We start from the raw sequence: 26995 nt of genomic DNA, 5'->3' as shown, positions 1-26995 counted from the left end.
ATGGCGCCAAGGTCATGCCGATACGCTGACGGCATGACCCAGCTCCTGTCCATATCGGCCAACACCGCTGCCGTTGCCTTCGAATCGCTGAGGATTCCCCAGCGTGTCGCGACCAGCACCGCCGCCCGCGATGCGCGCCGTATTGCCGACCGGCAATTGAAGGCCGATAGCCCCGACCAGGTCGAGGAGCCCTCCAACATCATACAGTCGACGGAGGTGGCGCTCGACCTGATGGCCAAAGGCAACCGCCAGCCGCAGGCCGGCCTCAAGCAGGCGCTGCAATCCTACGAAGACGTCTGAGGCAACCGCCCCCAAAATGAAAGCCCGCGGCTGCGATCACAGCCGCGGGCTTTGCTGTTTCGATCCGAGCGCGCTTATTTGCCCTGCGCCGACAGCACCTGCAGCACCAGATCGACCTTGCCGGCCTTTTCGAAAGTCAGCGTCACCGGCACCGTATCGCCCTGCTTGAACGGCGTCTTCACCTTCTGGAACATCAGATGCAGGTTGCCCGGCTCGAGCTTGAGCGTCTGGCCGGCAGCGATGGCGATACCGTCCTTCAGCTGGCGCATCCGCATGACATTGTCCTTCGTCACCATCTCGTGGATCTGAACCTCGCCGGCTGCGGGCGATGTCACCGACACCAGCCGATCATCCGTCTGGCCGTTGTTTTTCACCGTGAAGAAGCCGCCGCCGACCGGCTGGCCAGGCAGCATCGCCTTGGCGAAACCGCCGGAGACTTCGAGATCGCCGGCCTTGACCGCTTCGCCGGCCGGCGCCGCGGCACCCATACCGCTCATATCCATGCCGGTTTTGCCGGACATATCCATGCCGGCCATGTCGTCATGACCGTGACCATGGTCTTCGCCGGCAACGACCTTCAACAGCGGCGCCGGGCTTTTCATCCCGTGGGCGTCGCCGCCTTCCTTCGCCACCTGATCCCAGGCCTCGACCGTGTCGCCGCACATCTGCGTTACCGGAAAGGCGAGCGAGGTGCCGGCTTCGACACCCGATACCTTACCCTGGATGACGAAGGTGTCATAGAAATCGTCGGAAAGATTGCCGTTCTTCCAGCGGATCTCGACCGCGCCCGTCTTCACCTTGTCGCCGTGATTGTCGTAGGTCTTCTGGTAGTCGCCCTTGATCACCTCCAACTCCCAGCCGGCCTTCGGCTGCGGCTTGGCGAAGACGAAACCTTCGGGCAGCTTGACCCGCACCTCAGTGGTCGCCTTGCCGTCGCAACCATGCGGCAGCTGCAGCGTGGCGAGAATGGTGCTTTCCTGAGTCGCCTCCTTGTCCAGGAAGGTCACATGCGCCTCGGCGCCGGCAATGGCGGTCGCGGAAAGAAGGGCGGCAAGCGCGAATGTCTTGCCAAATGTCTTGCTAATCTTCATCGGATATCTCCTCGCCGGCCGTAACTCTCTCGGGCGGACCGGCATGCTGCATCATGGGTTGCGAAGGCAGATCAGCCGAGGACGGGCGGCGCGCGGGAATTCGGCCGGCTGACGGCTCGCGCGCCGGTAAAGGTGAACGCCTCGGCGGGCGCGTTGATCAGCGAGGCGAGTTTGCGCTCGAGCCAGGAGCCCGCATCCGGCGCCGGCAGGACGACGGAGGCCGAGAGCCGGCAGGCTTCGCAAGTCGGCTTGAAGGCGACGCTCTTGCCGTCGGCATCCTTGACCGTGATGCAGAGCGAGGCGAAGGTACCGTCAGGCAGCACATAGGCGCTCGCATCGTAACTTTCGGACGCGACAGCCTGCGGCGCCTGATGGGCAAGGCCGAGCAAAGCCAAGCTCAATGCGCAAAACATGCGCAGAAAGAGCGTCGCTTTCAGTCCGGTCGGCCGCATGAGATCCCCTTCGACAGCAAGCCGCGATAGCCGGTTTCGCCCCCGAATGCAAAAGCAGATTTGCCGCAGTTTAGGGCCTGATTGGAATAAGGCGACAAAAATTTGTTCGGCGACGACATTTGCCGCTTGCCAAGTGCCGCGGCCGCCGGATAATTGCGCCAACCTTGTTGGGAGAATCCGGTGCTTGTCGCCACCGGTGCCGAAGGAGCAACCGCCCCGGAAACTCTCAGGCAAAAGGACCAGCAAGGGGCAGACGGAACTCTGGAGAGAAGCGTTCTCGAAACGCTCGCCGAAGGGATAACAATCTCAGGCGTCAAGGACAGAGGGGGCTCAGGAGAGAAGTGCGCAGCCGCGCCTTCAGATTTGAGCCCGCGCCTTTCGTGAAGAAGGCGCAAACCCCGGAGGCGTCTTTTGGACGATACTGCTGCGCTGAAGAAAACCCCGCTGCATGCCCTGCATCTCCAGCTCGGCGCCCGCATGGTGCCGTTTGCGGGTTACGACATGCCGGTGCAATATCCCGCCGGCGTGATGAAGGAGCATCTTCATACCCGCACCGAAGCCGGCCTCTTCGATGTCTCCCATATGGGCCAGGTCATCGTGAAGGCGAAATCCGGCAGCTACGAGGACGCCGCGCTGGCGCTCGAAAGCCTGGTGCCGGTCGATATCCTGGGTCTTGCCGAAGGCCGCCAGCGCTATGGCTTCTTCACCGACGACAGCGGCTGCATCCTCGACGATCTGATGATCACCCATGTCGACGACCATCTTTTCGTCGTCGTCAACGCCTCGTGCAAGGAAGCCGATCTCGCCCATCTGCAGGCCCATATCGGCGACACGTGCGACATCACCCTTCTCAACCGCGCGCTGATCGCGCTGCAGGGACCGCGCGCCGTCGAGGTTCTCGCCGAACTCTGGGCCGATGTCGCGTCGATGAAATTCATGGATGTGCGTCACTGCCGGCTGCACGACGTTTCCTGTCTGGTCTCGCGCTCCGGCTATAGCGGCGAGGATGGTTTCGAAATCTCGGTCCCGGCTGATAAGGCCGAGGATGTCACCATGCGGTTGCTCGAGCATCCCGATGTCCAGGCGATCGGCCTCGGCGCGCGCGATTCGCTGCGCCTGGAAGCCGGCCTCTGCCTCTACGGCAATGATATCGACACCACCACCTCACCGGTCGAGGCGGCGCTGGAATGGGCGATGCAGAAGGCGCGACGCGCGGGCGGCGCACGCGCCGGCGGCTTCCCGGGCTCCGGCCGCATCCTGTCCGAACTCGAAAACGGCGCCGCCCGCCGTCGTGTCGGCCTGAAGCCTGAGGGAAAGGCGCCGGTGCGCGGCCATGCCAAGCTCTATGCCGATGCCCAGGGCAAGCTCGAAATCGGCGAAGTCACCTCGGGTGGCTTCGGCCCCAGCGTCGAAGGCCCCGTTGCCATGGGCTACGTCCCGGTCTCGCATGCTGCGGCCGGCACGCTCGTCTACGCCGAGGTGCGCGGCAAATATCTGCCGATCACCGTCAGCGCACTGCCCTTCGTCACGCCGACCTACAAACGCTAAACCTTTTCCAGAGAGGACGAACAATGCTGAAATTTACCGAAGAACACGAATGGCTGCAGATCGAAGGCGGCGTTGCGACGGTTGGCATCACCAATTATGCCGTCGATCAGCTCGGCGACCTGGTTTTCGTCGAACTGCCGGAAGTCGGCGCGACCTTCTCCAGGAACGGCAATGCCGCGACCGTCGAATCCGTCAAAGCGGCGTCAGATGTCTATTGTCCGCTTGACGGCGAGATCACCGAGGTCAATCCGGCCATCGTTGCCGATCCGTCGCTGGTCAATTCCGATCCTCAAGGGGCCGGCTGGTTCTTCAAGCTGAAGCTTGCCAATCCCGCGGATGCCGACGGCCTGCTCGACGAGGCCGCCTATAAGGAGCTCACCGCGTAATGACGACGCCGACCGAATTCCAGTTCACCGACTATCAGCCCTACGATTTTGCCAATCGCCGTCACATCGGCCCGTCGCCGGCCGAGATGACCGACATGCTGAAGGTGATCGGTTACAACAGCCTCGACGGCTTGATCGACGCGACGCTGCCGCCCGCCATCCGCCAGAAGGCGCCGCTCGTCTGGGGCGCGCCGATGACCGAGCGCGAGGCGCTCGACAAGCTGCGCGAGACCGCCAACAAGAACAAGGTGCTGGTCTCGCTGATCGGCCAGGGCTATTACGGCACGATCACGCCGCCGGTCATCCAGCGCAACATCCTGGAAAACCCCGCCTGGTACACGGCCTATACGCCTTACCAGCCGGAGATCAGCCAGGGCCGCCTGGAAGCGCTCTTGAACTACCAGACGATGGTCTGCGACTTGACCGGCCTCGACGTCGCCAATGCCTCGCTGCTCGATGAGGCGACCGCCGCCGCCGAAGGCATGGCGATGGCCGAGCGCGTCTCCAAATCGAAGGCCAAGGCCTTCTTCGTCGACGCCGACTGCCATCCGCAGACCATTGCCCTGATCCGCACCCGCGCCGAGCCGCTCGGCTGGCAGGTGATCGTCGGCAATCCCTTCACCGATCTCGATCCCGTCGATGTCTTCGGGGCGATCTTCCAATATCCCGGCACCCATGGTCACATCAATGATTTCACCGGCCTGATCGCCCGCCTGCACCAGGCCGGCGCCATAGCGATCGTCGCTGCCGACATCCTGGCGCTGACGCTGCTGAAATCGCCCGGCGAAATGGGCGCCGACATCGCCGTCGGCTCCTCGCAGCGCTTCGGCGTCCCGGTGGGTTACGGCGGCCCGCATGCGGCCTATATGGCGGTCAAGGACGCCGTCAAGCGCTCGATGCCCGGCCGCCTTGTCGGCGTTTCCGTCGATGCCCGCGGCAACCGCGCCTATCGCCTGTCGCTGCAGACCCGCGAACAGCATATCCGCCGCGAGAAGGCGACGTCGAACATCTGCACCGCCCAGGTACTGCTTGCCGTCATGGCCTCGATGTATGCGGTCTTTCACGGGCCCGATGGCATCAAGGCGATCGCCCAGCAGGTGCACCAGAAGGCCGTGCTGATGGCCAAGGGCCTGGAAAAGCTCGGCTATAAGGTTGAACCCGAAAGCTTCTTCGACACGATCACTGTCGATGTCGGCCACATGCAAGGCCTCATCCTGCGCGCCGCCGTCGCCGAAGGCGTCAATCTGCGCAAGGTCGGCGAAACCATGATCGGCATGAGCCTCGACGAGCGCACCCGACCGGCGACCCTCGAAGCCGTCTGGCGCGCCTTCGGCGGCAATTTCACCATCGCCGATTTCGAGCCGTCCTACCGCCTGCCCAAGGGCCTGCTTCGGACCAGCGACTACCTCAGCCATCCGATCTTCCACATGAACCGCGCCGAAAGCGAGATGACGCGTTACATCCGCCGGCTCTCCGACCGGGATCTGGCGCTAGACCGTTCGATGATCCCGCTCGGCTCCTGCACGATGAAGCTGAATGCGACGGCGGAAATGCTGCCGATCACCTGGCCGGAATTTTCCGACATCCATCCCTTCGTGCCATCAGACCAGGCGCTCGGCTACCGCGAGATGATCGACGACCTGATCGAAAAGCTCTGCGTCGTCACCGGCTACGATGCCTTCTCGATGCAGCCGAATTCCGGCGCGCAAGGGGAATATGCCGGCCTGCTGACGATCCGCAACTTTCATATCGCCAATGGCGAGGGCCATCGCGACGTCTGCCTGATCCCGACCTCGGCGCATGGCACCAACCCGGCCTCGGCGCAGATGGTCGGCATGAAGGTGGTGGTCGTCAAGGTGCGCGAGAACGGCGACATCGATCTCGACGATTTCCGCGCCAAGACGGAGGAGCATGCGGCAAACCTCTCCTGCTGCATGATCACCTACCCTTCGACGCACGGCGTCTTCGAGGAGACCGTCAAGGAAATCTGCGATCTGGTGCACGCCAATGGCGGCCAGGTCTATCTCGACGGCGCCAATATGAACGCCATGGTCGGCCTGTCCCGCCCCGGCGACATCGGCTCCGACGTGTCCCATCTCAACCTGCACAAGACCTTCTGCATCCCGCATGGTGGCGGTGGCCCCGGCATGGGCCCGATCGGCGTCAAGGCGCATCTGGCGCCCCACCTGCCCGGCCATCCCGAGACCGACGGCCGTCCCGGCGCAGTGTCGGCCGCAGCCTTCGGCTCCGCTTCGATCCTGCCGATCTCCTGGAGCTACTGCCTGATGATGGGCGGTGAAGGCCTGACGCAGGCGACGAGGGTGGCGATCCTCAACGCCAACTATATCGCCGCCCGGCTGAAGGGCGCCTACGACGTGCTCTACAAGTCGAAGACCGGACGCGTGGCGCATGAATGCATCATCGACACGCGGCCGCTGGTCGACAGTTCAGGCGTTACCGTCGACGACGTCGCCAAGCGGCTGATCGACTGCGGCTTCCATGCGCCCACCATGAGCTGGCCGGTATCAGGCACGCTGATGATCGAGCCGACGGAAAGCGAGACCAAGGCCGAACTCGACCGTTTCTGCGAGGCAATGCTAGCGATCCGCGAGGAAGCCCGCGCCATCGAGGACGGCCGGATGGACAAGGTCAACAACCCGCTGAAGAACGCCCCGCACACGGTGGAAGACCTCGTCGGCGAATGGAACCGGCCCTATAGCAGAGAACAGGCCTGCTTCCCGCCAGGGGCCTTCCGCGTCGACAAATACTGGTCCCCGGTCAACCGCGTCGACAACGTCTACGGCGACCGCAACCTGATCTGCACCTGCCCGCCTGTGGAAAGCTACGCCGAGGCTGCGGAGTAACCCGCTGTCCGGATTGTAACCAGTATCTGCCCCTCACCCTAACCCTCTCCCCGTTTTACGGGGAGAGGGGACATGCCTTGCGAGACCTTAGTGAGGGACGGAGAGATCGCGGCATTCCCCTTCTCCCCGTCAGAACGGGGAGAAGGTGGCGGCAGCCGGATGAGGGGCCGACCTCGCCGATTGGAAGCGTTGCCATCGGCGATCTCAATGCCCGTTTCGAGGCAATAGGTTCAAATTTAACCTTTCTTAGCAAGTCTCTGTTAGCAATTGAAAATGGGCGGTTTTTTCCAGCGGGAATAGAGCCGTCGACCTTTTTGTTTTGCGTGCAGGTTCTCATGCGTCCATCGGCTTTGCCAGCAATCCTCCTTGCCGCCTTGGTCCTGTCGGGATGCGCCGCCAGTTCCGGCGCCGAAGATGTGCTCATGCCTGTGCCGTCGGCGGAAACGACCAATGCGATCACCAAGCCGAACGGCCCGATACCGGCCGCCGCCGTCGGCGACACGGCGCAGACAAGCGCGCCGCAGGAAGCGTTGAGCTGGACCGGGCCGGTTGCCGAACCACAGGCGCTCGTCCCCGCGGACCGGCCGGTCGGTATGCCGATGCCGACGGAACGACCGGTGGCGATGCTGATGCCCGCCGAGCCGGAGACAGATCCAGACGCCGGCCCGAAAGCGCCGACAGGCTCGCGAATCTATGGCCACCGCTTCCGCGACGCCAAACCGATCAATTTTGGTTCCACCTCGCCGAGAAAGCTTGCGGTGCACGGCGTCGACGTATCGCGCTGGCAGGGTGAAATCGACTGGGATACCCTGCGCCGGCAAGGCGCAAACTTCGTCTACATCAAGGCGACGGACGGCGGCGATCATCTGGATCCGATGTTCAGGAAGAACTGGCGCCGGGCCAAGGAAGCCGGCCTGAAACACGGCGCCTATCACTTCTTCTACTGGTGCCGGACGGCGGGCGAACAGGCCGACTGGTTCATCCGCAACGTGCCGAGAGAAGCAAACGCGCTTCCGCCCGTGATCGATGTCGAATGGAACGGCGAATCGAGCTGCAAGCGGCGCATTTCTCCCGCCCGTGTGCGGGAAAAGATGCAGGTCTTCATGGACAAGCTGGAGCGCCATTACGGCCAGCGCCCGATCATCTACACGGCACCGGATTTCTACCGTGACAATTTGAAGGGCCAGATGCTTGACTATCCCTTCTGGCTGCGCTCGGTCGCCGCCCACCCCTCGAAGGTCTATCCGGGCCGCAAGTGGCTCTTCTGGCAATATTCCGGCTCCGGCCTTTCCGACGGCGTCGACGGCAAGATCGACCTCAACGTTTTCAACGGCAATGAAAGCGATTGGCACGACTGGGTGGCGTCGCGATAGCGAAACAGGTTCCGTGCCAATCCGAGACAGGCGGAACGGCAGGACGCACATCCTGTAGGTCTTTGCTAACGCAACGCCTTCAGCATTCTCTAAATCCTTGCGGGTAAAAGACGATCATCCAGTTCTGGGGAAACGGCTGATGAGCATATCGGGCATCACGAGCACCGCCCTTTCGGGCATGCGGGCGCAGACGACGCGGGTCGGCGCGATCGCCAGCAACGTCGCAAACAGCAGCACGTCAGGTTACGCCAGGCTGAACACCAGCCTCGCCTCCGTCGCATCGGGCGGCGTTCAGGCGAGCGTCAGCCCGGCGGCGTCGGATGTCGACCCGGCCACCGAACTGACCGACCTGATCGAAGCCGAACAGGCCTACAAGGCGAACGCAGTGGTCTTCGAGACTGGCGCGGATATGTGGGAAATGCTGATAAGCATCAAGCGCGACTGAGCACTGCCGTAAGATGCTGCGTCGCAGATAATTTAACTCTGCCCGGAAATTTAAAGACAGCCCGCCGGGTCAGGAATGCGCCGGCTCGCTTTGGCGCTGTGCGGCAAGGGCTGCCAGATCGGCGGGTTTCAGCTCAACGGATTCGCCGCAGCCGCAAGCCGATGTCTGGTTCGGATTGGTGAAGGTGAAGCCGGAGCGCAGTGTCGTCTGCTCGAAGCCCATTTCAGTGCCGAGAAGATAGAGAACGGCTGACGGTTCGACCCAGACCCTGGCACCATCGCGCTCGATCAGATCGTCCTTGGCATTGGGCTCGGTCACCAGATCGATGGTGTATTCCATCCCGGCGCAGCCGCCCTTCTTGATGCCGACGCGCACACCCTTGGCCTCCGGGCCGGAATTTTCGACGATCGCCTTGACGCGGGCAGCAGCCCCGTCCGTCATGCTCATCACTGCAAAGCCCATGGGCTCGATCTCCTTCCACAACCGGGGTCAAGATCCGGCGCTTTGTGATTCAAATGTAGTCGTCGCACGTAAACGGATCAATACCACGGTACTGTATCAGTACCAGCCAATAGCGACCTGCGCCTCTTCGGACATGCGATCCGGCGTCCACGGCGGATCGAAGGTCATTTCGACCTCGACGCCGGACACGCCTTCGACGGCGCCGACGGCATTCTCAACCCAGCCCGGCATCTCGCCGGCGACCGGGCAGCCGGGCGCGGTCAGCGTCATCATGATCTTCACCATCCGGTCGTCCTCGATGTCGATCTTGTAGATCAGACCGAGTTCGAAGATGTCGGCCGGAATTTCCGGGTCGTACACCGTTTTCAGCGCGCCGATGACGTCGTCGCTCAACCGCGCCAGCTCATCGGCCGGGATGCTCGAATGCACGATGCCTTCGCGCACGTCGATCTTCTGTTCGCTTTCGTCCAGGCTCATCACGGACACTCCTCAAGCAAAGAACTTGCGCGCATATTCAAGCGCATCGGCCAGGGCATCGACCTCGGCGCGGGTATTGTACATGCCGAAGGATGCACGGCATGTGGAGGTGACGCCGAAGCGTTTCAAGAGCGGCATGGCGCAATGCGTGCCCGCCCGCACCGCAACGCCCTGCCGGTCGATCACCATAGAGACGTCGTGAGCATGGATGCCGGCAAGCTCGAAGGAAAAGATGCTGCCCTTGTCGGGCGCCGTTCCGAACACCCGCAGCGAATTGACCGACTTCAGCCGCTCGACCGCGTAAGCGGCAAGATCGGCCTCATGCCGGGCGATCGCCTCGCGGCCGACCTTCTCCATATAGTCGAGCGCATAACCGAGCCCGATCGCCTGGACGATCGGCGGCGTGCCGGCCTCGAAGCGATGCGGCGGATCGTTGTAGGTGACCGCATCCTCGGCCACCTCGAAAATCATCTCGCCGCCGCCCTGGAAGGGGCGCATCTGTGAAAGCCGCTCCTTCTTGCCGTAGAGCACGCCGATGCCGGAAGGCCCGTAAAGCTTGTGGCCGGTCATCACGTACCAGTCGCAATCGATGTCCTGCACATCCACAGGCAGATGCACCGCACCCTGGCTGCCGTCGATCAAGACCGGAATGCCACGCTCATGCGCAATGCGGCAGACCTCCTTGACGGGAACGATCGTGCCGAGCGCATTCGACATATGGGTGATGGCGACGAGCTTGGTGCGCTCCGTCAAGCTTTTCTCGAAATCCTCGATATGGAAGGCGCCCTCGTCGTCCACCGGCACCCAGACAAGCTTGGCGCCCTGCCGCTCGCGAATGAAGTGCCAAGGCACGATGTTGGAGTGGTGCTCCATGATCGTCAGGACGATCTCGTCACCTTCTCCGATCTCAGGCATGCCCCAGCCATAGGCGACGGTGTTGATCGCTTCCGTCGAATTCTTGGTGAAGACGATGTCGTTGACCGAAGGGGCGTTGAGGAAACGGCGAACCTTCTCGCGCGCCGCCTCATAAGCATCGGTCGCGGCATTGGACAGATAATGCAGGCCGCGATGCACATTGGCATATTCGTGGCTATACGCATGCGAGATGGCGTCGATCACCACCTGCGGCTTCTGTGCCGAAGCGCCGTTGTCGAGATAGACCAGTGGCTTGCCGTGCACCTTCTCCGCCAGGATCGGAAAATCCCGGCGGATAGCTTCGACATCGTATGGCGTGGCCGGCACGATCTTGTCCATTGCTATATCCGATCAGGCGTGCTTTTCGAGCCAGGCCGAAATCACGCCTTCCAGCGCCTCGACCAGGGCCTCGTCTTCCAGTTCCTCGACGATCTCGGCGACGAAAGCGTTGACGAGCATCGCCCGCGCCTTGTTCTCCGGAATGCCGCGCGCCATCAGGTAATAGAGATGGTTGGCGTCGATATCGGTCACCGTCGCGCCATGGCCGCACTGCACGTCGTCGGCGAAGATCTCGAGTTCGGGCTTGACCGAGAATTCGGCATCGTCGGACATCAGCAGCGTGTTGCAGGCCATCTTGGCGTCGGTCTTCTGCGCATCCGGCGCCACCCGGATCATGCCCTGGAAAACACCTTTGGCACGGTCGAAGACGACGTTGCGGATCACTTCGGTCGAGCCGGTGTGCGGCACGTCGTGGCCGAGCACCATCGTCACGTCGGTATGGCTGTCTGCGCCAAGCAGGTTGATGCCGCGCAGCGTCAGGTCGGCACCTTCGCCCGTTACCTTGATATGCAGCTCCTGGCGCACCAGCTTGCCGCCGGCATTGATGACGAACAGGCGAAGTTTGGCGTCAGCACCGAGATCGATGCGGACCTGGCCGAGATGCGTATCCTCGGCCCCATGCTGCTGCAGGATGATCCAGGTCAGCTCGGCGCCCTCGCCGATTGTGATGTCGCTGACATGGGACACCAGCGCCGCATCGCCGGTCACTGCGCGGTGACGCTCGATGACGGTCGCCTTGACACCGGCGCCGAAGGCAACAGGAAGGCGAGTATGCGCCTGCCCGCCGGCATGAAGGAACTGAATTTCGAGCGGAGCCTCGAGCTCGGTCGCGGCGGGCACGTCGACGACATAGCCGTCGCGCACGAAGCTGCCGTTGATGCGGCCGACTGCGTCGTCGCTGCCGAGCGCATCGAGCCCGTCGGCGGCCGAGCCATCAAGCAACCGTTGTGAATAGGCCGAAATGCCGAGGCCGTCGGCGACGGCCTTCTGGTTGGCATGCCCCTGGATCACCGCCAGGGCCGTCGAGCCGGCAACCAGCGGCTCAAGCGCGTCGGAACCGGCGTCACCGATCTGCGGCGGCAGGGTGCGCAGCAGATTTTTCAGATCGGTGTAATGCCAGGCCTCGATGCGGCGCGTCGGCAGGCCGGCCTTCTTCAGGTCGTCGAGAAGCCGGTCGCGCAGCGCTGTCACCGCGCCATTGCCCGGCAGATCGCCGATCTGCTGGTTGAAGGCCTCGATCAGCGCCGTTTCGGCCGCGGTCAGGCGGCTCGTCGTCTGCATGTTCATGGACGTCGTCCTTTCCACCCGAACTCAGGCCGCCGCGCCGATGATATCGGCATAGCCGTTGGCCTCAAGCTCATGCGCCAGCGTCTTGTCGCCCGACTTGATCACCTGGCCCTTGTAGAGCACGTGGACGGTATCCGGCACGATGTAGTCGAGCAGGCGCTGATAGTGGGTGATGACCACGACGGCGCGATCCGGCGAACGCAACGCATTGACGCCGTCGGCAACGATCTTCAGCGCGTCGATGTCGAGGCCGGAATCGGTTTCGTCGAGCACGCAGAGCTTCGGCTCCAGCAGCGCCATCTGCAGGATTTCGGCGCGCTTCTTCTCGCCGCCGGAGAAGCCGACATTAAGCGGCCGCTTCAGCATCTCGGTGTTGATCTGCAGTTTGCCGGCGGCATCCTTGACCCGGCGCATGAAGTCAGGCGTCGTCAACTCGTCCTCGCCGCGCGCCTTGCGCTGCTCGTTCATCGCCACCTTCAGGAATTGCATGGTGGCGACACCCGGGATCTCGACCGGATACTGGAAGGCGAGGAAGACGCCCTTGGCGGCGCGTTCGGCCGGATCGAGTTCGAGAATGCTCTCGCCATTGAAGAGAATGTCGCCCTCGGTGACTTCGTAGTCGCTGCGGCCGGACAGCACATAGGAAAGCGTCGACTTGCCGGAGCCGTTCGGCCCCATGATCGCGGCAACTTCGCCGGCCTTCACCGTCAGGTTCAGTCCACGGATGATCTCGGTGCCGTCTTCGGCAATGCGGGCATGAAGGTTTCTGATTTCAAGCATCTTTGTCTTTCCTGTTATCCGGCGGATTTCAAGGACCCGCCCAATTGACCGTTCGCACCGGTCTAGATCCGTCATCCTCGGGCTAGTCCCGAGGATCTAAGCCCTCAATTATAATCGCTCCACTCCCGCGTATTCGGATGCGGTCGATAGACATTCTCAATTTCATCAATCCGCTCGTAGAGGTCTATCCAGGTTGGATTGAGCTCCTCTATGAGCTTGATTTTCCATTCACGCAGGTAGCGCTTCAGAGACTTCTCTCGCTGGATCGCCAACACGATATTCGGATGGTACTCAAACCAGACGAGATTTTTTGCTTTGTACCTCTGCGTGAAACCCTTCTGGATTTCGTTGCGGTGCTCCCATATGCGACCGTGCAGATCACTGGTGACGCCGGTGTAGATCACGCCCCGCGGTTTATCGGACATCATATAGACGAAACCAGTCATCCTTGTCCTCTGGCCGCAGCAGATCCTCGGGACAAGCCCGAGGATGACGGAGGTTGTGTTAGCCGACACTCCCCTCAAGCGAAATGCTGATCAGCTTCTGAGCCTCGACGGCGAATTCCATCGGCAGCTCCTGCAACACTTCCTTGACGAAGCCGTTGACGATGAGCGCGATCGCCGCCTCGGTCGGGATGCCGCGCTGCAGGCAGTAGAACAACTGGTCCTCGGAGATCTTCGAGGTCGTCGCTTCGTGCTCGAACTGCGCCGTCGAATTCTTCGCCTCGATGTAAGGCACGGTATGAGCGCCGCACTTGTCGCCGATCAAGAGCGAATCGCACTGGGTGAAGTTGCGTGCGTTCGATGCCTTGCGGTGGGCCGAGACCTGGCCGCGATAGGTGTTGTTGGAAACACCGGCAGCGATGCCCTTGGAGACGATGCGGCTCGACGTGTTCTTGCCGAGATGGATCATCTTGGTGCCGCTGTCGATCTGCTGATGGCCGTTCGACACGGCGATAGAATAGAACTCGCCTCTGGAGTCGTCGCCGCGCAGGATGCAGGACGGATATTTCCAGGTGATCGCCGAGCCGGTTTCGACCTGCGTCCACGAGATCTTCGACCGATCGCCGCGGCAGTCGCCGCGCTTGGTGACGAAGTTGTAGATGCCGCCCTTGCCTTCCTTATCGCCCGGGTACCAGTTCTGGACGGTGGAATATTTGATCTCGGCATCGTCGAGCGCCACGAGCTCGACCACGGCGGCATGCAGCTGGTTTTCGTCGCGCTGCGGCGCCGTGCAGCCTTCGAGATAGGAGACGTAAGCACCCTCTTCCGCGATGATCAGCGTGCGCTCGAACTGGCCGGTGCCCTTCTCATTGATGCGGAAATAGGTGGAAAGCTCCATCGGGCAGCGAACGCCCTTCGGCACGAAGACGAAGGAACCGTCGGTAAAGACCGCCGAATTCAGCGTCGCGTAATAATTATCCGAGGTCGGCACGACCGAGCCGAGATATTTCCGCACGAGATCGGGATATTCGCGGATCGCTTCCGAGATCGACATGAAGATCACGCCGGCCTTCTTCAGCTCCGCCTTGAAGGTGGTGACGACCGAGACGCTGTCGAAAACAGCGTCGACGGCAATCTTCGGTTTCTCGACGCCGGCCAGGATCTCCTGCTCACGCAGCGGGATGCCAAGCTTCTCATAGACCTTCAACAGCTCTGGATCGACCTCGTCGAGCGACTTCGGACCCGGCGTGCTCTTCGGCGCGGCGTAATAATAGATGTCGTTGAAATCGATCTTCGGATAGTCGACGCGCGCCCAGGTCGGCTCTTCCAGCGTCAGCCAGCGGCGATAGGCCTCGAGGCGCCATTCCAGCATCCATTCCGGCTCCTGCTTCTTGGCCGAAATGAAGCGGATAATGTCCTCGGACAGGCCTTTCGGCGCCTTGTCCATTTCGATGACGGTCTCGAAACCGTATTTGTACTGGTCGACATCGATCAGGCGAACCTGGTCGATCGTTTCCTGCACGGCAGCCATTTCGTTCTCCAATCTCGCCGGATACAAGGTCCGGCAGCTTGTAACGTACGGGCAATTCCTTGCCCTTGAGATCGGGCAAATTCTTGCCCTTGATATCGGGCAAATTCTTGCCCTTGATGTAAGAGGCCAAAAGGGACTTTTCAGCCCGGTTGGCAAGCAGAAATTTGCGTTTCCGCAAGTTTATGAGGCGGTCAGGCCGCCTCGCCCGCCGACCTGCGCCGGCAGGCGATCTTTGCAAAAGCGGCAATCGCCCGGTCGATATCCTCTTCCGTCGTCGAAAAGCCGAGCGAGATGCGCAAGCCCCCGAGCTTGGCGTCGCGGCCCATCGCCGTCAGCACATGGCTCTCGCCGAGCCGGCCGGACGAGCAGGCTGAGCCTGCCGAAAGCGCCACGCCTTCGAGATCGAAGGCGATCTGCCCGGTCTCGGCCTTCAGCCCCGGCAGGGTGAAGAAGATCGTATTGGCGACCCGCTCGCCGCCCTCGCCGTGGATCACCACATCGGTTGCCGCCTGACGCATGCCGGCTTCCAGCCGCTCGCGCAGCGCGCCGATCGCCGCATTGCGCGCCTCGACTTCGTCGGCCGCAGCCTCAGCCGCCGCGCCGAAGCCGATCAGCGCCAGTGAATTCTGTGTCCCCGAGCGGTGACCCCGCTCCTGCCCGCCGCCCTGGATCAGGGGCCGCGGCATCAGCGCTTCGCCGCGGGCAATCAGCGCCCCGGCGCCCTTCGGCCCGCCGATCTTGTGCGAGGAAACGATCATGAAATCGGCGCCGATCTTGCCGATATCGAGCCCGATGCGGCCGGCCGCCTGAACGGCGTCGACGACGAAGAGGCCGCCATGAGCATGGACGATCTTGGCTGCCGCCTCCACGGGCTGGACGATGCCCGTCTCATTGTTGACGAGCATAATGGCAACCATCGGCAGGCCGGCGGCCTTGTCATGCGCATTAAGCAGTCCATCAAGCGCATCGAGATTGACGATGCCGGCTGAAGTGACCGGAATCTCGGTCATCTTCTCCCTGGCGAAACGGCCGCCTTCGCGCACCGCCGGATGCTCGATTGCCGAAAAATAGAGGCGGCCGAGCTGAAGCGGCGTGCGGCCCATACGGAAATCCGGCGTCAGCACCAGATTGGCGGCCTCGGTTGCGCCGCTGGTAAAGATCACATTGCCGGCGTCGGTGCCGACCAGCGCCGCCACTTTGCGCCGTGCACATTCGATTGCGGCGCGGGCGGCACGGCCTTCGCCGTGAACGGAATTCGGATTGCCGAAAATGTCGATGGCGCGCATGATCGCCTCGCGGGCTGCGGGGTGCAGCGGCGCTGTGGCATTCCAGTCGAGATAAAGGCGTGGCGGCGCCATGATCTTCAGTCCTGCGCTTGACGAGCTTGCTTCAGCACCCGCGGCTCATTTTTCTTGAAATTTCCGCCGGGCTTGCCTTATGACACATTCACGATGCGTGGATCGCCATGCAAGTTTCGAATTGTTCTAAACTGCGTTTTAGAAAAGCTGACAACACTAGTCAAGTCATGTTGTCGTCCGACGCAGCGCGAACGCGAAATAAAACCCGGAGTACCAATGCCCGAAGTTATTTTCAACGGCCCAGCCGGCCGTCTTGAAGGCCGCTACCAGCCCTCCAAGGAAAAAAGCGCTCCCATCGCCCTGATTCTGCATCCGCATCCGCAGTTCGGCGGCACGATGAACAATCAGATCGTCTACCAGCTCTTCTACATGTTCCAGAAGCGTGGGTTCACGACGCTGCGCTTCAATTTCCGGGGCATCGGCCGCAGCCAGGGCGAATTCGACCACGGCGCCGGCGAACTTTCGGATGCCGCCTCGGCGCTCGATTGGGTGCAGAGCCTGCATCCTGATTCGAAGACCTGTTGGGTCGCCGGTTATTCCTTCGGCTCCTGGATCGGCATGCAGCTTCTGATGCGCCGGCCGGAGATCGAAGGCTTCATGTCGATCGCCCCGCAGCCGAATACCTACGACTTCTCCTTCCTGGCGCCCTGCCCCTCTTCCGGCCTGATCATCAACGGCGAGGCCGACAAGGTGGCGCCGGAAAAGGATGTGAACGGCCTTGTGGAGAAGCTGAAGACCCAGAAGGGCATTCTTATCACCCACCGCACGGTTTCCAATGCCAACCACTTTTTCAACGGCCAGGTGGAAACGCTGATGGGCGAATGCGAGGACTATCTCGACCGCCGCTTGAACGGCGAACTGGTGCCGGAGCCGGCCGCCAAGCGGATTCGCTGACGCCTTAGCGCTCACATCTATCTCATGCGGCGCGATCCGGGCCGCATGGGTCGATTGTCCCGAAACAGATCATCTACCGTGTTGCAATACATATTGCAGTGCGGTAGGTTCCTCGCGATCCTAACTAAAGCGAGGTCCGCAATGACCAAGTCGTTCGGGGAAGTCCTGGATAAGTATAGGGGTATTGGTCCGGGGTTCGACTTTCTTCGAATTGGGCTCGCCTTTTCTATCGTATTGACCCATTCCTTTTTGCTGACGAGGAATGATGCCTTCATCAGGGGCTCGGTATTCTGGTTCACTGAATACGCTCTTGTTCCGATGTTTTTCGCGTTGAGCGGATTTCTGATCGCCGGCAGCGCCCAGCGCCTGAGTCTGCGAAATTTCCTGATCAATCGCGGCTTGCGCATTGTCCCGGCACTGGCCGTCGATATCGTCGTTTGCTCGCTGATCATCGGGCCGATCGTCACGATCGTCTATCACGCCGACTATTTTACCGATCCGCGATTTTTCAAATACTTCCTGAATATCGTCGGCTGGATCCATTACGAGCTGCCTGGTGTTTTCCAGGACAATCCCAGCCAGCGTGTCAACGGCGCTCTCTGGACGGTTCCCTGGGAAATCTTCTGCTACATCATCATGTCGTTCCTGATGATCACCGCCATCGTGAAGACGCGCTACAAGCTGCTCGCCGTGACGGCCGCCTATATCGTCCTCGGCCTGATCGTGCAGAAGATGCCCTATCTGTTCCCAGGCTCGATCAAGCCGATCGCGCGCTTCCTGTTCATGAGCCGGGGCTCGCAGCTGATAACAGCGTTCATGATGGGCATCGTCGCCTTTCAGTTCAAAGCGGTCATTCCGCATTCCCGCTGGCTATTCGCCGCCGCCTGCCTGATCTGCATCACCGCCATTCTCACCCTCGACAGCCGCGCGGTGGAGTCGGTGATCAACCGGCCGATCGTCATCACTTCCCTTGTTTATATCACCGTCTTCATCGGTCTGTCGGAAGTGCCGATCCCATCCTTCTTCAGGAAAGGCGATTATTCCTACGGCGTCTATCTCTACCATGATCCCTTCTTGCAGATCTGGATCAGCGCGTTCCCCTCGGTGTTTCTCTTTCCGAAATATGGAGCGCTGGCGCTCTATCTCGTCGGCCTGCCCTCGGCCCTCGCCGTCGCGGTGCTGTCCTGGCACTTCATCGAGAAGCCGATCCTCGGCCTTCGCAAGAAGTTCTCGTTCATCGCCCAGGTCAGGGGCGTCGAGGACGGCAAGCAGGTTGGACGCGGATCCAATGTCCGGCCGATTGCCGCAAAGAGTTAGGGCTTTGCCAGTCGCATATCAGCGGTGAGCCGCGGTGCCTTCAAGATGTTCGTTGCGCTCATGGCCTTGCGAGCACACCGCCGCTGACGGGAGCGGCAACTCCGGTCGTGCCGGGAAACGTCAACGGCAGCCCGTCCAGTGAGCGGACGGCGAGATAGGCCCAGGCCTCTGCCTCCATCGCATCGCCATCGAAGTCGGCCTGCTCGGCGGTCAATACCTTCGAGCCCAGCGCTTCGGCCATCGCCGAAAACTCCGCCATCAACGTGACGTTCAGCCGCCCGCCGCCGCAGACGATATAGACAGATGGGATCTCGGGCAGAAAACCGGCGGATTTGATAATCGACGCGGCGGCGACATGCGCCAGCGTCCGGGCACCGTCTTCAAGGCTCGCCTCGCCATGATGAAGCGGCGCGAAGTCGCCGCGATCGAGCGAGCGGCGGACATTGCCGCGGAAGAACGGGTTATCAAGATAACGCTCCGCCAAGGCGACCACGACCTTGCCGCGTCCGGCAATCTCGCCGCCGGGATCATAGGTTCTGCCGGTCTGCATCTCCACCCACTGGTCGATCAGCGTATTGCCCGGGCCGCTGTCGAAGGCCGATATCCGCCCGTCGGTGCCGATGAAGGTCAGATTGGAGATGCCGCCGATATTGACGAAACAGACAGCCTGCCCGGCCTGCTGGAATTTTCCTGCCAGTGCGGCGTGATAGGCCGGCACCAGCGGCGCGCCCTGGCCGCCGTGGACCATATCGTTGGCGCGCATGTCGTAGACCACCGGCATGCCGGTTCGGCGCGCCAATTCCTCGCCGTCGCCGATCTGGATCGTCAGCCCCTCATCGGGTCGATGCAGCACCGTCTGGCCATGGAAGCCAAGAACGTCGACGGCATCGGCAGCAAACCCGAAACGTTCCAGGAATACCGTAACGGCAATTGCATGCCGTCGGGTCAACTCAAGCTCGATATCGCGAAGTTCACCGGGGCGGCAGTGCCTGTCAGTCAGCGGCCGCGCCAGTTCCAGCGCCCGTTTCAGCCGCCCCCGGAAATCGGCATCATAAGGCACGCCGATGAAAGGCCCGCGTTCGATGAAGCCGCGGCCGTCGGTCCTAATAAGCGCGACGTCGATTCCATCCATCGACGTGCCGCTCATCAGGCCGATCGCGGTTCTGATGACGTCCATGAGGCTTGCCTCCCATGCGATTCCCGGATGCACTTTCCTAAAAACAGTGCTAAACGCGCCGCGACAGATCAACAACAACGAACTTGCGCGAGCCCCATCGGTCAAGCGCAGACACCAAGAGACGAAAGCCATGTCCGAGTTCAAGTCCGATTTCCTCCGCACGCTGAAAGAGCGTGGCTTCATTCATCAGGTCTCCGATGAACGTGGCCTCGACGACCTGTTCGCCAAGGAAACCGTGACAGCTTATATCGGCTTCGATCCAACGGCGCCCAGCCTGCACGCCGGCTCGCTGATCCAGATCATGATGCTGCACTGGATGCAGAAGACCGGTCATCGCGCCATCTCGCTGATGGGCGGCGGCACCGGTATGGTCGGCGATCCCTCTTTCAAGGAAGAGGCCCGCCAGCTCATGACCGTGGATACGATCGAAGGCAACATCGCCTCGATCAAGCGTGTGTTCTCCAGTTACCTGAACTACGGCGACGGTCCGAAAGACGCGCTGATGATCAACAACGCCGAATGGCTGCGCTCGCTGAACTATCTCGAATTCCTCCGCGATGTCGGCAAGCACTTCTCGGTCAATCGCATGCTGTCCTTCGACAGCGTGAAAACGCGCCTCGACCGCGAGCAGTCGCTGTCGTTCCTGGAATTCAACTACATGATCCTCCAGGCCTACGACTTCGTCGAGATCGCCAAACGCTACGACTGCCGCCTGCAGATGGGCGGTTCGGACCAATGGGGCAACATCGTCAACGGCATCGATCTCGGTCACCGTATGGGGACACAGCAGCTCTACGCGCTGACCTCGCCGCTGCTGACGACATCGTCGGGCGCCAAAATGGGCAAGTCGGCGACGGGCGCGATCTGGCTGAACGCCGATATGCTGTCGGCCTACGATTTCTGGCAGTACTGGCGCAACACCGAGGACGCCGACGTCTCGCGCTTCCTGAAGCTCTACACGACGCTGCCGATGGATGAAATCGCCCGTCTTTCGGCACTCGGCGGTTCGGAGATCAACGAGGTCAAGAAGATCCTGGCAACCGAAGTCACCGCGATCCTGCACGGCCGTCCGGCCGCTGAGCAGGCGGCGGAAACGGCGCGCAAGACCTTCGAGGAAGGCGGGCTCTCCGAAAACCTGCCTTCGGTCGACATCCCAGCCTCAGAGCTCGACGCCGGCATCGGCCTTCTGTCGCTGATCGTGCGCGCCGGCCTCGCCTCATCGAACGGTGAAGCCCGCCGTCACGTCCAGGGCGGCGCGGTCCGCATCAACGACGAGGCAGTCAGCGACGAACGCAAGATGATCGGCAGCGACGAGATCACTGCCGACGGCATCATCAAGCTCTCACTCGGCAAGAAGAAACACATCCTGATCCGCCGCGCGGCGTAGGCGGGGTGGCAGCCGAACAACGACCAAAGCCGGCGGTTCAGCCGGCTTCTCGATTTTGTTGAGTGAGGCATCTGGCAACGTCAGTTTTCCGCGAGCCTCACCGATCGCGGTGGATTAGCCTCTCATTGTAGATGCTGAACAGCTTGACAATGACTCGAAGGAAAATACTGTCGTCTTTGACGTCAACGCCATCCAATTTCATCTCACGAGCAAGCAGTCCGAGTTTAACTCTGCTCTTTTCGCAGTTCTCCGTTTCCGGATAGCTGCGGAATTCGTTGTCGACAAAGCCATACAGGAATTCCGACTCGACTTGGTTTGTAAAGAATATGGCACTGGCGAGGTTCTCAGGATCGCCTTGAAGGGACGCCGCTTCTGTGGCTGGGACCGGGAGCCCGATGCTAAGTCCGGCAGCACTTTATTCTCGCTGACTCGATCGATTGGAGGATGCGGAAGGTTCTCTTGTTGTGCTGGTGCAAGGCTGACCCAACGTCTTCCACGAAACTCTCGGCGTATAGAAGTTTTGGGCCGCAAGAGGCTCAGATTACTCAACACCAGGCCGAGATATCGTATCCGTTCGTTCGACTTCCTGGAATACATAGGGCGGTGGATTGACGTCTGGAGCGGGTGTAATGCGTGACCACCAGCTGATCGAGAAGATCGGCGCGGTCACGGTAGCATCCAGCGGAACCATCAGCATATGGTCGGAACGGAGGCTCTGCAATGGCTTCAGTCGCTCGCCCTTTTCCGCCGAATAGGAAAGCTGCTGGCCGGTCGCGACCGCAATCACGGCGGCGGACGCAAAAGAGATTGTCCGGGCGCACAGCATGGCATTCTCCCCCGGCCGTCGTTCCGGCCGAAACCTATATTACATCAGAATACGCTAAAATGTTCCGGCAATAATGACGAAATTGCCTGCCGTAGTTTGCGGGCAGCCGCACGACAACCGCGGCTTTATCGGAACCTTTTCCGTCCGTCGGGATTTGCGACCAATTGGATTGGAGCGCCGGCATGATCAACGACCTCTGGTATAAGAACGCCGTCATCTACTGCCTGTCCGTCGAGACCTTCATGGATGCGAATGGTGACGGCGTGGGCGATTTTCAGGGGCTGATGCGACGCCTCGACTATCTCTCCGGCCTTGGCGTCACGGCGATCTGGCTGATGCCCTTCCAGACCTCGCCCGGCCGCGACGATGGCTATGATGTTTCCGACTATTACAATGTCGACCCGCGTTACGGTTCGCTCGGCGATTTCGTCGAATTCACCCATGGCGCCAAGCAGCGCGGTATCCGGGTGCTGATCGATCTGGTGATCAACCATACATCCAAGGACCATCCCTGGTTCCAGGATGCCAGGCGCGACCCGCAGTCACGCTATCGCGACTGGTACGTCTGGGCCGACAAGAAGCCTGCGAATGCCGATCAGGGCATGGTCTTCCCCGGCGTCCAGAAGACCACCTGGACCCATGACGAAAAGGCCAAGGCGTATTATTTTCACCGCTTCTACGACCACCAACCCGATCTCAACACCTCGAACCCTCAGGTACAGGCCGAAATACTCAAGATCATGGGCTTCTGGATCCAGCTCGGCGTCTCCGGCTTCCGGATGGATGCCGCTCCCTTCATCATCGCGACGAAAGGCGCAGACGTTGCCAAGCCGGTCGAGCAGTTCGACATGCTGCGGAAATTTCGCGAATTTCTGCAATGGCGCCTGGGCGATTCCATCATTCTCGCCGAGGCCAATATCCTGCCGAAGGACAATTTCGAATATTTCGGCGACGACGGCGACCGCATGCAGATGATGTTCAATTTCCAGGTCAATCAGGCGCTGTTTTACGCGCTCGCCAGCGCCGATACGCGGCCGCTGAAGACGGCGATGGAGACGATGAAACCGCGCCCGGCGACCGCCCAATGGGGCCTGTTTCTGCGCAACCATGATGAATTGGATCTCGGCCGGCTGTCGGAAAAGCAGCGCGACGCGGTCTTTGCCGCCTTCGGACCCGAAAAGGACATGCAGCTCTATGACCGCGGCATTCGCCGTCGCCTGGCGCCAATGCTCGGCGGCGACCGGCGCAGGATCGAGATGGCCTACAGCCTGCTGTTCTCGCTGCCGGGAACGCCGGTCATCCGCTACGGCGACGAGATCGGCATGGGCGACGATCTGGCCTTGCCGGAGCGCAATTGCGCCCGCACGCCGATGCAGTGGTCGACGGAACCGGAAGGCGGTTTCACCAAAAGCAGAAAGCCTGTCGCACCCGTCATCAAGGACGGCCCCTATGGCTTTGAGCATGTCAATGTCGCGGCGCAACGGCGCGATCCCAATTCACTGCTGAACTGGACCGAGCGGATGATCCGGATGCGCAAGGAAGCCCCGGAAATCGGCTGGGGCGATTACTCCGTAGTCGACACCGGTGACGACGGCGTGCTGGCGCTTCGTTACGACTGGCGCGGCAATTCCGTGTTGATCCTGCACAATCTGCATGCGCAGCCGGCGGAAGTGACTTTCGATCCGGACAGAGGCGAAGATGGCCGACAACTGATCGACATCGCCGATGGCGCCAGCAGCGAGGCCGACGAGAAAGGCTGCCACACCATCGTGCTCGATGCCTATGGCTATCGCTGGTACCGCGTCGGCGGCCTCGACTATCTCCTCAAGCGCAAGGAGATTTAGGTTGTGCCTACTGGAATTCGAAGATCTGCCGGAAGACACCCGGCGCGATGATCGACAGCGGATTGATCTGCAGGTTCGGCTGGTCGAACTTGCCGGTCAGTTTGAAGGTGATGCCGATCAGGCCGCGGTCGCTGCCATTGCCGAGGATGACGCCGATCAGCGGCAGTTCGGCAAACAGCCGGTTGAGGCCGTAGGCCGGCATGAAGGTGCCGGTCATGTCCATATTGCCCTTGCGGTCACGCACGACGCCCTGGAAGGTTGCGCCGATCTGGTCGCCGCGCAGCACGCCATTCTCGATGCCGACCATGCCACCCCGCGACACGACGCGGGCAAAGCCGCGCTGGAAGCGCTGCGACGAGGTGTCGATGTCGCGCTTGACGGCTTCGTTGAGGCTGCGCTGCTCGCTTCCGACAGGCGTCGAGACGATCGACTGCAATCGTTGTTCGTTGACGATCGAGAAGCGGCGCACGTCGAGCGAGCCGTCCCAGCCGCCCTGTGCCGAAAGCCGGATCGCCAGATTGAGCAGACCGCCCTGCATGTGCTGGTAGAGATCGGCGAAACGCGAGACTGCGCCGGCATCGCCGCTGGTGATGTTGATGACGCCACCGTCCTTCATCTGGCTGACCACGGCCTCGCCGCTGTCGGTCACAGCGGAAAAGTTCAACGCCTGCAGCTTGTCGCCGCGCAGTGACACCTGCGCCTGGAAATTGCCGATCTTCTCATCGTTGAAGCCGATGACGTTTTTCAGCCTGGCGCGCACCGATACCCCAGTGTCGCCGGCATCCCCGTCATCATCGCCATCGCCCGAGCCCGATTTCAACCGCGCGATCACAGGCCGCGCATCGGCGCTGTCGCCGGAGACCGAGACATCGAAATTCCCCTTGCTGCGTTTCACCGACAGGGCGAAATCGTCAAGCGAGGAGAGTTTGACGCTGTCGAAATCGGCCGAGATCAGCCCGCCTTTGCCGATGTTCATCGATCCGTTGGCGCCGAAACCGTCACCCTTCAGCCGGAAGTTCTTGATCTGGGTATTGTCGGCCGGGCCAGATGTTTCAAATTCCGCCGAAGCTGTAATGCCGCTGCCCTTCGACCAGCCGATCCACGGCAGGTCGAGTTGCGACCGGGTGAGGTCGAGCTGAACGTCCTGCCGGTCGTCGTCGATCCGCGTCAGCACCATCTTGACGCTGCCGCCGATGATGCCGGAAAGGCCGGGTATCAGCTTGTTGCGCTGCTCCTCGGAAAGCGTCGCGGTGATCACCCGCTGCCGCTTCGCGCTGTCGGATGCCTCGACCGGCTCAGTAAGATCGATATCGGCCGGGACGCCGTCTATCTGGGCCTTGGCATCCAGGGTGATCTGTTTCGGATTGCCGTTCAGCGTGCCGTCGAGATTGCTGATCGTTCGGCCGGAGAACGGCTTGGCAAGATCGATATCGGTAAGCTTCATATTCGCCGCCCATTCGGCCGGCGGCGGGTTCTGCGAGGACAGCAGGCCGAAATGCGCCTTCACATTCGCCTCGATCCGCCCCTTGAAATCGTCGGGCGTAAAGCCGGCGCGCTGCAGCACCCGGATCGGCCGGTAGGTCAGAAGCTCGCCGACGGCGTCTGCTGTCCCCGAGATCGCCAGATCGATATCGGCCATCAGCGGCTTGTCGTAGGTTGCCGGTATGGCGAAGGTTCCCTGCCCGAGACCGACAGATCGGCCGGAGGGGAAAAACGACGTGCCGCTCTTGATCGCGATCGTCGCAGTGGGGCCGGTCAGGTCGAAATGGGCCGCCATGTCGCGAACGGGCGGAATGTCGCCGGCGACGTTCATCCGTGCGTCCGCGATGTCGAAGCCGATGCGGATCTGGTTGGCGTCGAGCTTCAACCCCTTGCCGCCGGCGGCCTCGTCCAGCCTGCCGAAGGGAATGAAGACGGAGATGGAGGCGTTGGTGACGGTGCCGCCGAAGAGGTTGCCGTGTACCCAGGTGCGCACCTTCGGCGCCATCCAGAACGGCCACAGCTGCTTGATCGCCGTCGTCTGCAGCTGTGCCGACTGGCCGGCAAAGCTGATCTCCGGCGATTTGCCGCCGAGCTTGACGTGCAGTGCTCCGTAAAGCGCACCGAGCGGGCTGGAGACGGTCATGTTGGGAAACAGGAATTCCCGGCCGGCGACGAGGTAGCGCCCGGTCGCCTGGATGTCGAAGGCGACCGGCGGCTCGCCGGAGCCGCTGGGGGCTGCCGTGCCGCCGCTGACCAGAAGGTCGATGCCGAAGCCCTTTCCGGCCTGCGGATCGAGCTTGTCGAGATCGATCAGCGCGCCGTTGATTGGAACCGTGGTCGCGCCGAACCGTGCGTTCGACCGGGCGATTTCGAGGGTCTGCTTGGCGAAATCATAGACGAGATTGATCTGTCCGCCCGACAGTTCCTGCGGATCGCCGTCCGCATAGATCAGGCCGGGTTCGATATCGACGGTCGCCGCAAGCGCCGGCTGCACGCTATCACGCGCTCGCGTGGCCGATACCGTCAGGTCGGCGAAGGCGCTCAGTCCCTGCCGGATCACGCCCTGATCGTTGCGTTTCAGCGCAAAGGGCGTGAGGTCGGCATGCTTGAGCGTCGCCACGACCTTCGACACCTGGCGGTCTTCCTTCTCGGCCAGCACCTCGAGTTCGGCCACCTCGCCGTTCAGCGCCACCTCGCCGGTCAATTGCAGCGAGGATGGGCCGGCATGGGCAAAGACGAGATTGTCGACGACCAGCGACAGCGGCCCGTTGGCGGTGTCGGCAAGCTTGATGTTTATGCCGGAAATGCGCACCGAATTGGTCGAGCCGCGCGTCACGATACCGTCGAACATATCGAACTGCGAGAAGATCTTCTCCATCGCCGCCGGCATGGCGTCGATGCGCAGATCGTCGAGCGTCACGGGATTGCCGGAGGGCAGAAGCGCGGTATCGAGCGCGATATCGTCGGCTTCGATGTCGGTGACGGCGATGCGGCCGCGGAAAAGCTGCAGCGGATCGAGCCCGAGGCGCACCGAACCCGTCGTCGAAAGGTGCTGGCCGCTCTGCTCATCGATCATGTTGACGTTGCGCGCTTCCAGCGCCAGCCGGAAATCCGAGGTGAAGCGGATGACGGTGGAGCCGACCTCGGCGCGGTAGCGCGGTCCGGCCACGCCGTTCAACGCCGCCTGCGCCTGCTGCGACAGCGGCTTGTCGAACATGCCGCTCTCGACGGTGAAGACGACCGCGGCGAGAACAAGCAGAATCACCCCCAGAAACCCTGCGGCCAGCTTCGCCGTACGCCGCATCGGCGAACGCGGCGGCGGGCAATGGACGATGATCGGATCCTCGGCCTGGGCGGACGGCAAGCGGTCCAGCGCAACGATATCCTTCTTGCGAAACGTGACCTTTTCGCCGCGGATGGCTGACATGCGCCTTCGGGCTCTCCCTTAAATCGAAGAATTGAACCCGGTCATGCTGGACGGGTTTCCGTCCACTATATAATTCGGGGAGAGAAAGTG

23 protein-coding genes and 2 riboswitches are annotated in these 26995 nt (G+C 61.7%); of the genes, 10 read left to right on the top strand and 13 right to left on the bottom strand.

From position 1 onward, the window contains the following. The first annotated feature begins 33 nt into the window (after window positions 1-33). Window positions 34-300, top strand: coding sequence for a hypothetical protein (locus ATY75_RS18195; protein ID WP_088938654.1), 267 nt, complete (start codon window positions 34-36; stop codon window positions 298-300). A gap of 74 nt (window positions 301-374) precedes the next feature. Here the strand turns inward: ATY75_RS18195 and ATY75_RS18190 are convergent, their stop codons facing one another. Both ATY75_RS18190 and ATY75_RS18185 read right to left on the bottom strand, forming a co-directional pair. Then, entirely contained in the window at window positions 375-1391 is a 1017-nt protein-coding gene (locus tag ATY75_RS18190) for a copper chaperone PCu(A)C (RefSeq protein ID WP_088938653.1), read from the bottom strand. Between the two features lie 71 nt (window positions 1392-1462). Next, window positions 1463-1843, bottom strand: a complete 381-nt coding sequence (locus ATY75_RS18185) for a hypothetical protein (protein ID WP_088938652.1) — start codon at window positions 1841-1843, stop codon at window positions 1463-1465. A gap of 158 nt (window positions 1844-2001) precedes the next feature. Beyond that, window positions 2002-2091, top strand: a riboswitch (glycine riboswitch). A gap of 3 nt (window positions 2092-2094) precedes the next feature. Next, a riboswitch (glycine riboswitch) is annotated at window positions 2095-2176 on the top strand. Between the two features lie 78 nt (window positions 2177-2254). Here ATY75_RS18185 and gcvT point away from each other — a divergent pair. The 5 genes from gcvT (at window position 2255) to ATY75_RS18160 (ending at window position 8459) form a co-directional block, all read left to right on the top strand. Beyond that, a complete protein-coding gene (gene gcvT / locus ATY75_RS18180; RefSeq protein WP_088938651.1) occupies window positions 2255-3391 on the top strand; it encodes a glycine cleavage system aminomethyltransferase GcvT in 1137 nt (378 codons plus the stop codon). A gap of 23 nt (window positions 3392-3414) precedes the next feature. Continuing rightward, window positions 3415-3777, top strand: coding sequence for a glycine cleavage system protein GcvH (gene gcvH / locus ATY75_RS18175; RefSeq protein ID WP_088938650.1), 363 nt, complete (start codon window positions 3415-3417; stop codon window positions 3775-3777). Then, window positions 3777-6641: an aminomethyl-transferring glycine dehydrogenase gene (gcvP, locus tag ATY75_RS18170; RefSeq protein WP_088938649.1), complete on the top strand. Its 2865-nt coding sequence runs from the start codon at window positions 3777-3779 to the stop codon at window positions 6639-6641. The genes gcvH and gcvP overlap by 1 nt, the downstream gene beginning before the upstream one ends. A 335-nt stretch (window positions 6642-6976) precedes the next feature. Then, window positions 6977-8014 (top strand): GH25 family lysozyme, encoded by a 1038-nt coding sequence (locus tag ATY75_RS18165; protein WP_088938648.1) that lies wholly within the window; start codon window positions 6977-6979, stop codon window positions 8012-8014. A 139-nt stretch (window positions 8015-8153) separates the two neighbouring features. Further along, on the top strand, window positions 8154-8459 hold the full coding sequence (locus ATY75_RS18160; protein WP_088938647.1) for a flagellar basal body rod C-terminal domain-containing protein: 306 nt from the start codon (window positions 8154-8156) through the stop codon (window positions 8457-8459). A gap of 69 nt (window positions 8460-8528) precedes the next feature. Here the strand turns inward: ATY75_RS18160 and sufA are convergent, their stop codons facing one another. The 8 genes from sufA to ATY75_RS18120 all read right to left on the bottom strand — a co-directional run bounded on the left by sufA (window position 8529) and on the right by ATY75_RS18120 (window position 16051). Next, complete coding sequence (sufA, locus tag ATY75_RS18155; protein WP_003586280.1) at window positions 8529-8921, bottom strand: Fe-S cluster assembly scaffold SufA; 393 nt, start codon at window positions 8919-8921, stop codon at window positions 8529-8531. A 96-nt stretch (window positions 8922-9017) separates the two neighbouring features. Beyond that, entirely contained in the window at window positions 9018-9398 is a 381-nt protein-coding gene (locus ATY75_RS18150) for an SUF system Fe-S cluster assembly protein (protein WP_064838595.1), read from the bottom strand. Between the two features lie 12 nt (window positions 9399-9410). Further along, window positions 9411-10652 (bottom strand): cysteine desulfurase, encoded by a 1242-nt coding sequence (locus tag ATY75_RS18145; RefSeq protein ID WP_088938646.1) that lies wholly within the window; start codon window positions 10650-10652, stop codon window positions 9411-9413. A 12-nt stretch (window positions 10653-10664) separates the two neighbouring features. Continuing rightward, the gene (gene sufD, locus ATY75_RS18140) at window positions 10665-11939 is read right to left on the bottom strand and encodes a Fe-S cluster assembly protein SufD (RefSeq protein ID WP_088938645.1); all 1275 of its coding nucleotides are present in this window, start codon (window positions 11937-11939) and stop codon (window positions 10665-10667) included. A 24-nt stretch (window positions 11940-11963) separates the two neighbouring features. Next, window positions 11964-12719 (bottom strand): Fe-S cluster assembly ATPase SufC, encoded by a 756-nt coding sequence (gene sufC / locus ATY75_RS18135; protein WP_088938644.1) that lies wholly within the window; start codon window positions 12717-12719, stop codon window positions 11964-11966. 104 nt (window positions 12720-12823) lie between these two features. Next, window positions 12824-13165 carry a GIY-YIG nuclease family protein gene (locus ATY75_RS18130; RefSeq protein ID WP_085737361.1) on the bottom strand — a complete coding sequence of 114 codons (342 nt, stop codon included), beginning with the start codon at window positions 13163-13165 and terminating at the stop codon, window positions 12824-12826. Between the two features lie 58 nt (window positions 13166-13223). Next, entirely contained in the window at window positions 13224-14693 is a 1470-nt protein-coding gene (gene sufB, locus ATY75_RS18125; protein WP_003568892.1) for a Fe-S cluster assembly protein SufB, read from the bottom strand. A gap of 191 nt (window positions 14694-14884) precedes the next feature. Beyond that, window positions 14885-16051, bottom strand: coding sequence for a cysteine desulfurase family protein (locus ATY75_RS18120; RefSeq protein WP_088938643.1), 1167 nt, complete (start codon window positions 16049-16051; stop codon window positions 14885-14887). A gap of 216 nt (window positions 16052-16267) precedes the next feature. Between ATY75_RS18120 and ATY75_RS18115 the strand changes: the two genes are divergently transcribed. Continuing rightward, window positions 16268-16945: an alpha/beta hydrolase gene (locus ATY75_RS18115; protein WP_003568896.1), complete on the top strand. Its 678-nt coding sequence runs from the start codon at window positions 16268-16270 to the stop codon at window positions 16943-16945. A 141-nt stretch (window positions 16946-17086) separates the two neighbouring features. Further along, window positions 17087-18262 carry an acyltransferase gene (locus tag ATY75_RS18110; protein ID WP_064838601.1) on the top strand — a complete coding sequence of 392 codons (1176 nt, stop codon included), beginning with the start codon at window positions 17087-17089 and terminating at the stop codon, window positions 18260-18262. Window positions 18263-18320: 58 nt separating this feature from the next. Here ATY75_RS18110 and ATY75_RS18105 read toward each other — a convergent pair whose 3' ends face one another. Then, window positions 18321-19439, bottom strand: coding sequence for an anhydro-N-acetylmuramic acid kinase (locus ATY75_RS18105; protein ID WP_088938642.1), 1119 nt, complete (start codon window positions 19437-19439; stop codon window positions 18321-18323). A gap of 130 nt (window positions 19440-19569) precedes the next feature. On the opposite strand from ATY75_RS18105, the gene tyrS reads away from it, so the two are divergent. Further along, window positions 19570-20826 carry a tyrosine--tRNA ligase gene (gene tyrS / locus ATY75_RS18100; RefSeq protein ID WP_088938641.1) on the top strand — a complete coding sequence of 419 codons (1257 nt, stop codon included), beginning with the start codon at window positions 19570-19572 and terminating at the stop codon, window positions 20824-20826. A 541-nt stretch (window positions 20827-21367) separates the two neighbouring features. Here the strand turns inward: tyrS and ATY75_RS18095 are convergent. Next, complete coding sequence (locus ATY75_RS18095; RefSeq protein WP_088938640.1) at window positions 21368-21652, bottom strand: hypothetical protein; 285 nt, start codon at window positions 21650-21652, stop codon at window positions 21368-21370. A gap of 182 nt (window positions 21653-21834) precedes the next feature. Here ATY75_RS18095 and ATY75_RS18090 point away from each other — a divergent pair, with 182 nt between their 5' ends. Further along, on the top strand, window positions 21835-23496 hold the full coding sequence (locus tag ATY75_RS18090; protein ID WP_088938639.1) for an alpha-amylase family protein: 1662 nt from the start codon (window positions 21835-21837) through the stop codon (window positions 23494-23496). Window positions 23497-23503: 7 nt separating this feature from the next. Here the strand turns inward: ATY75_RS18090 and ATY75_RS18085 are convergent, their stop codons facing one another. After that, on the bottom strand, window positions 23504-26905 hold the full coding sequence (locus ATY75_RS18085) for an AsmA-like C-terminal domain-containing protein (protein WP_088938638.1): 3402 nt from the start codon (window positions 26903-26905) through the stop codon (window positions 23504-23506). Between the last annotated feature and the right edge of the window lie 90 nt (window positions 26906-26995).

This window comes from Rhizobium sp. N122 (assembly GCF_002211295.1).
GTDB lineage: Bacteria > Pseudomonadota > Alphaproteobacteria > Rhizobiales > Rhizobiaceae > Rhizobium.
This window is presented reverse-complemented; position numbering and strand designations above follow the sequence as displayed.

Bases quoted from the DNA above. Each gene is read 5' to 3' on its own strand.
- ATY75_RS18195 (WP_088938654.1), top strand. From the start codon at position 34: ATGACCCAGCTCCTGTCCATATCGGCCAACACCGCTGCCGTTGCCTTC.
- ATY75_RS18190 (WP_088938653.1), bottom strand. From the start codon at position 1,391: ATGAAGATTAGCAAGACATTTGGCAAGACATTCGCGCTTGCCGCCCTT.
- ATY75_RS18185 (WP_088938652.1), bottom strand. From the start codon at position 1,843: ATGCGGCCGACCGGACTGAAAGCGACGCTCTTTCTGCGCATGTTTTGC.
- gcvH (WP_088938650.1), top strand. From the start codon at position 3,415: ATGCTGAAATTTACCGAAGAACACGAATGGCTGCAGATCGAAGGCGGC.
- gcvP (WP_088938649.1), top strand. From the start codon at position 3,777: ATGACGACGCCGACCGAATTCCAGTTCACCGACTATCAGCCCTACGAT.
- ATY75_RS18165 (WP_088938648.1), top strand. From the start codon at position 6,977: ATGCGTCCATCGGCTTTGCCAGCAATCCTCCTTGCCGCCTTGGTCCTG.
- ATY75_RS18160 (WP_088938647.1), top strand. From the start codon at position 8,154: ATGAGCATATCGGGCATCACGAGCACCGCCCTTTCGGGCATGCGGGCG.
- sufA (WP_003586280.1), bottom strand. From the start codon at position 8,921: ATGGGCTTTGCAGTGATGAGCATGACGGACGGGGCTGCTGCCCGCGTC.
- ATY75_RS18150 (WP_064838595.1), bottom strand. From the start codon at position 9,398: ATGAGCCTGGACGAAAGCGAACAGAAGATCGACGTGCGCGAAGGCATC.
- ATY75_RS18145 (WP_088938646.1), bottom strand. From the start codon at position 10,652: ATGGACAAGATCGTGCCGGCCACGCCATACGATGTCGAAGCTATCCGC.
- sufD (WP_088938645.1), bottom strand. From the start codon at position 11,939: ATGAACATGCAGACGACGAGCCGCCTGACCGCGGCCGAAACGGCGCTG.
- sufC (WP_088938644.1), bottom strand. From the start codon at position 12,719: ATGCTTGAAATCAGAAACCTTCATGCCCGCATTGCCGAAGACGGCACC.
- ATY75_RS18130 (WP_085737361.1), bottom strand. From the start codon at position 13,165: ATGACTGGTTTCGTCTATATGATGTCCGATAAACCGCGGGGCGTGATC.
- sufB (WP_003568892.1), bottom strand. From the start codon at position 14,693: ATGGCTGCCGTGCAGGAAACGATCGACCAGGTTCGCCTGATCGATGTC.
- ATY75_RS18120 (WP_088938643.1), bottom strand. From the start codon at position 16,051: ATGGCGCCGCCACGCCTTTATCTCGACTGGAATGCCACAGCGCCGCTG.
- ATY75_RS18115 (WP_003568896.1), top strand. From the start codon at position 16,268: ATGCCCGAAGTTATTTTCAACGGCCCAGCCGGCCGTCTTGAAGGCCGC.
- ATY75_RS18110 (WP_064838601.1), top strand. From the start codon at position 17,087: ATGACCAAGTCGTTCGGGGAAGTCCTGGATAAGTATAGGGGTATTGGT.
- ATY75_RS18105 (WP_088938642.1), bottom strand. From the start codon at position 19,439: ATGGACGTCATCAGAACCGCGATCGGCCTGATGAGCGGCACGTCGATG.
- tyrS (WP_088938641.1), top strand. From the start codon at position 19,570: ATGTCCGAGTTCAAGTCCGATTTCCTCCGCACGCTGAAAGAGCGTGGC.
- ATY75_RS18095 (WP_088938640.1), bottom strand. From the start codon at position 21,652: ATGCTGTGCGCCCGGACAATCTCTTTTGCGTCCGCCGCCGTGATTGCG.
- ATY75_RS18090 (WP_088938639.1), top strand. From the start codon at position 21,835: ATGATCAACGACCTCTGGTATAAGAACGCCGTCATCTACTGCCTGTCC.
- ATY75_RS18085 (WP_088938638.1), bottom strand. From the start codon at position 26,905: ATGTCAGCCATCCGCGGCGAAAAGGTCACGTTTCGCAAGAAGGATATC.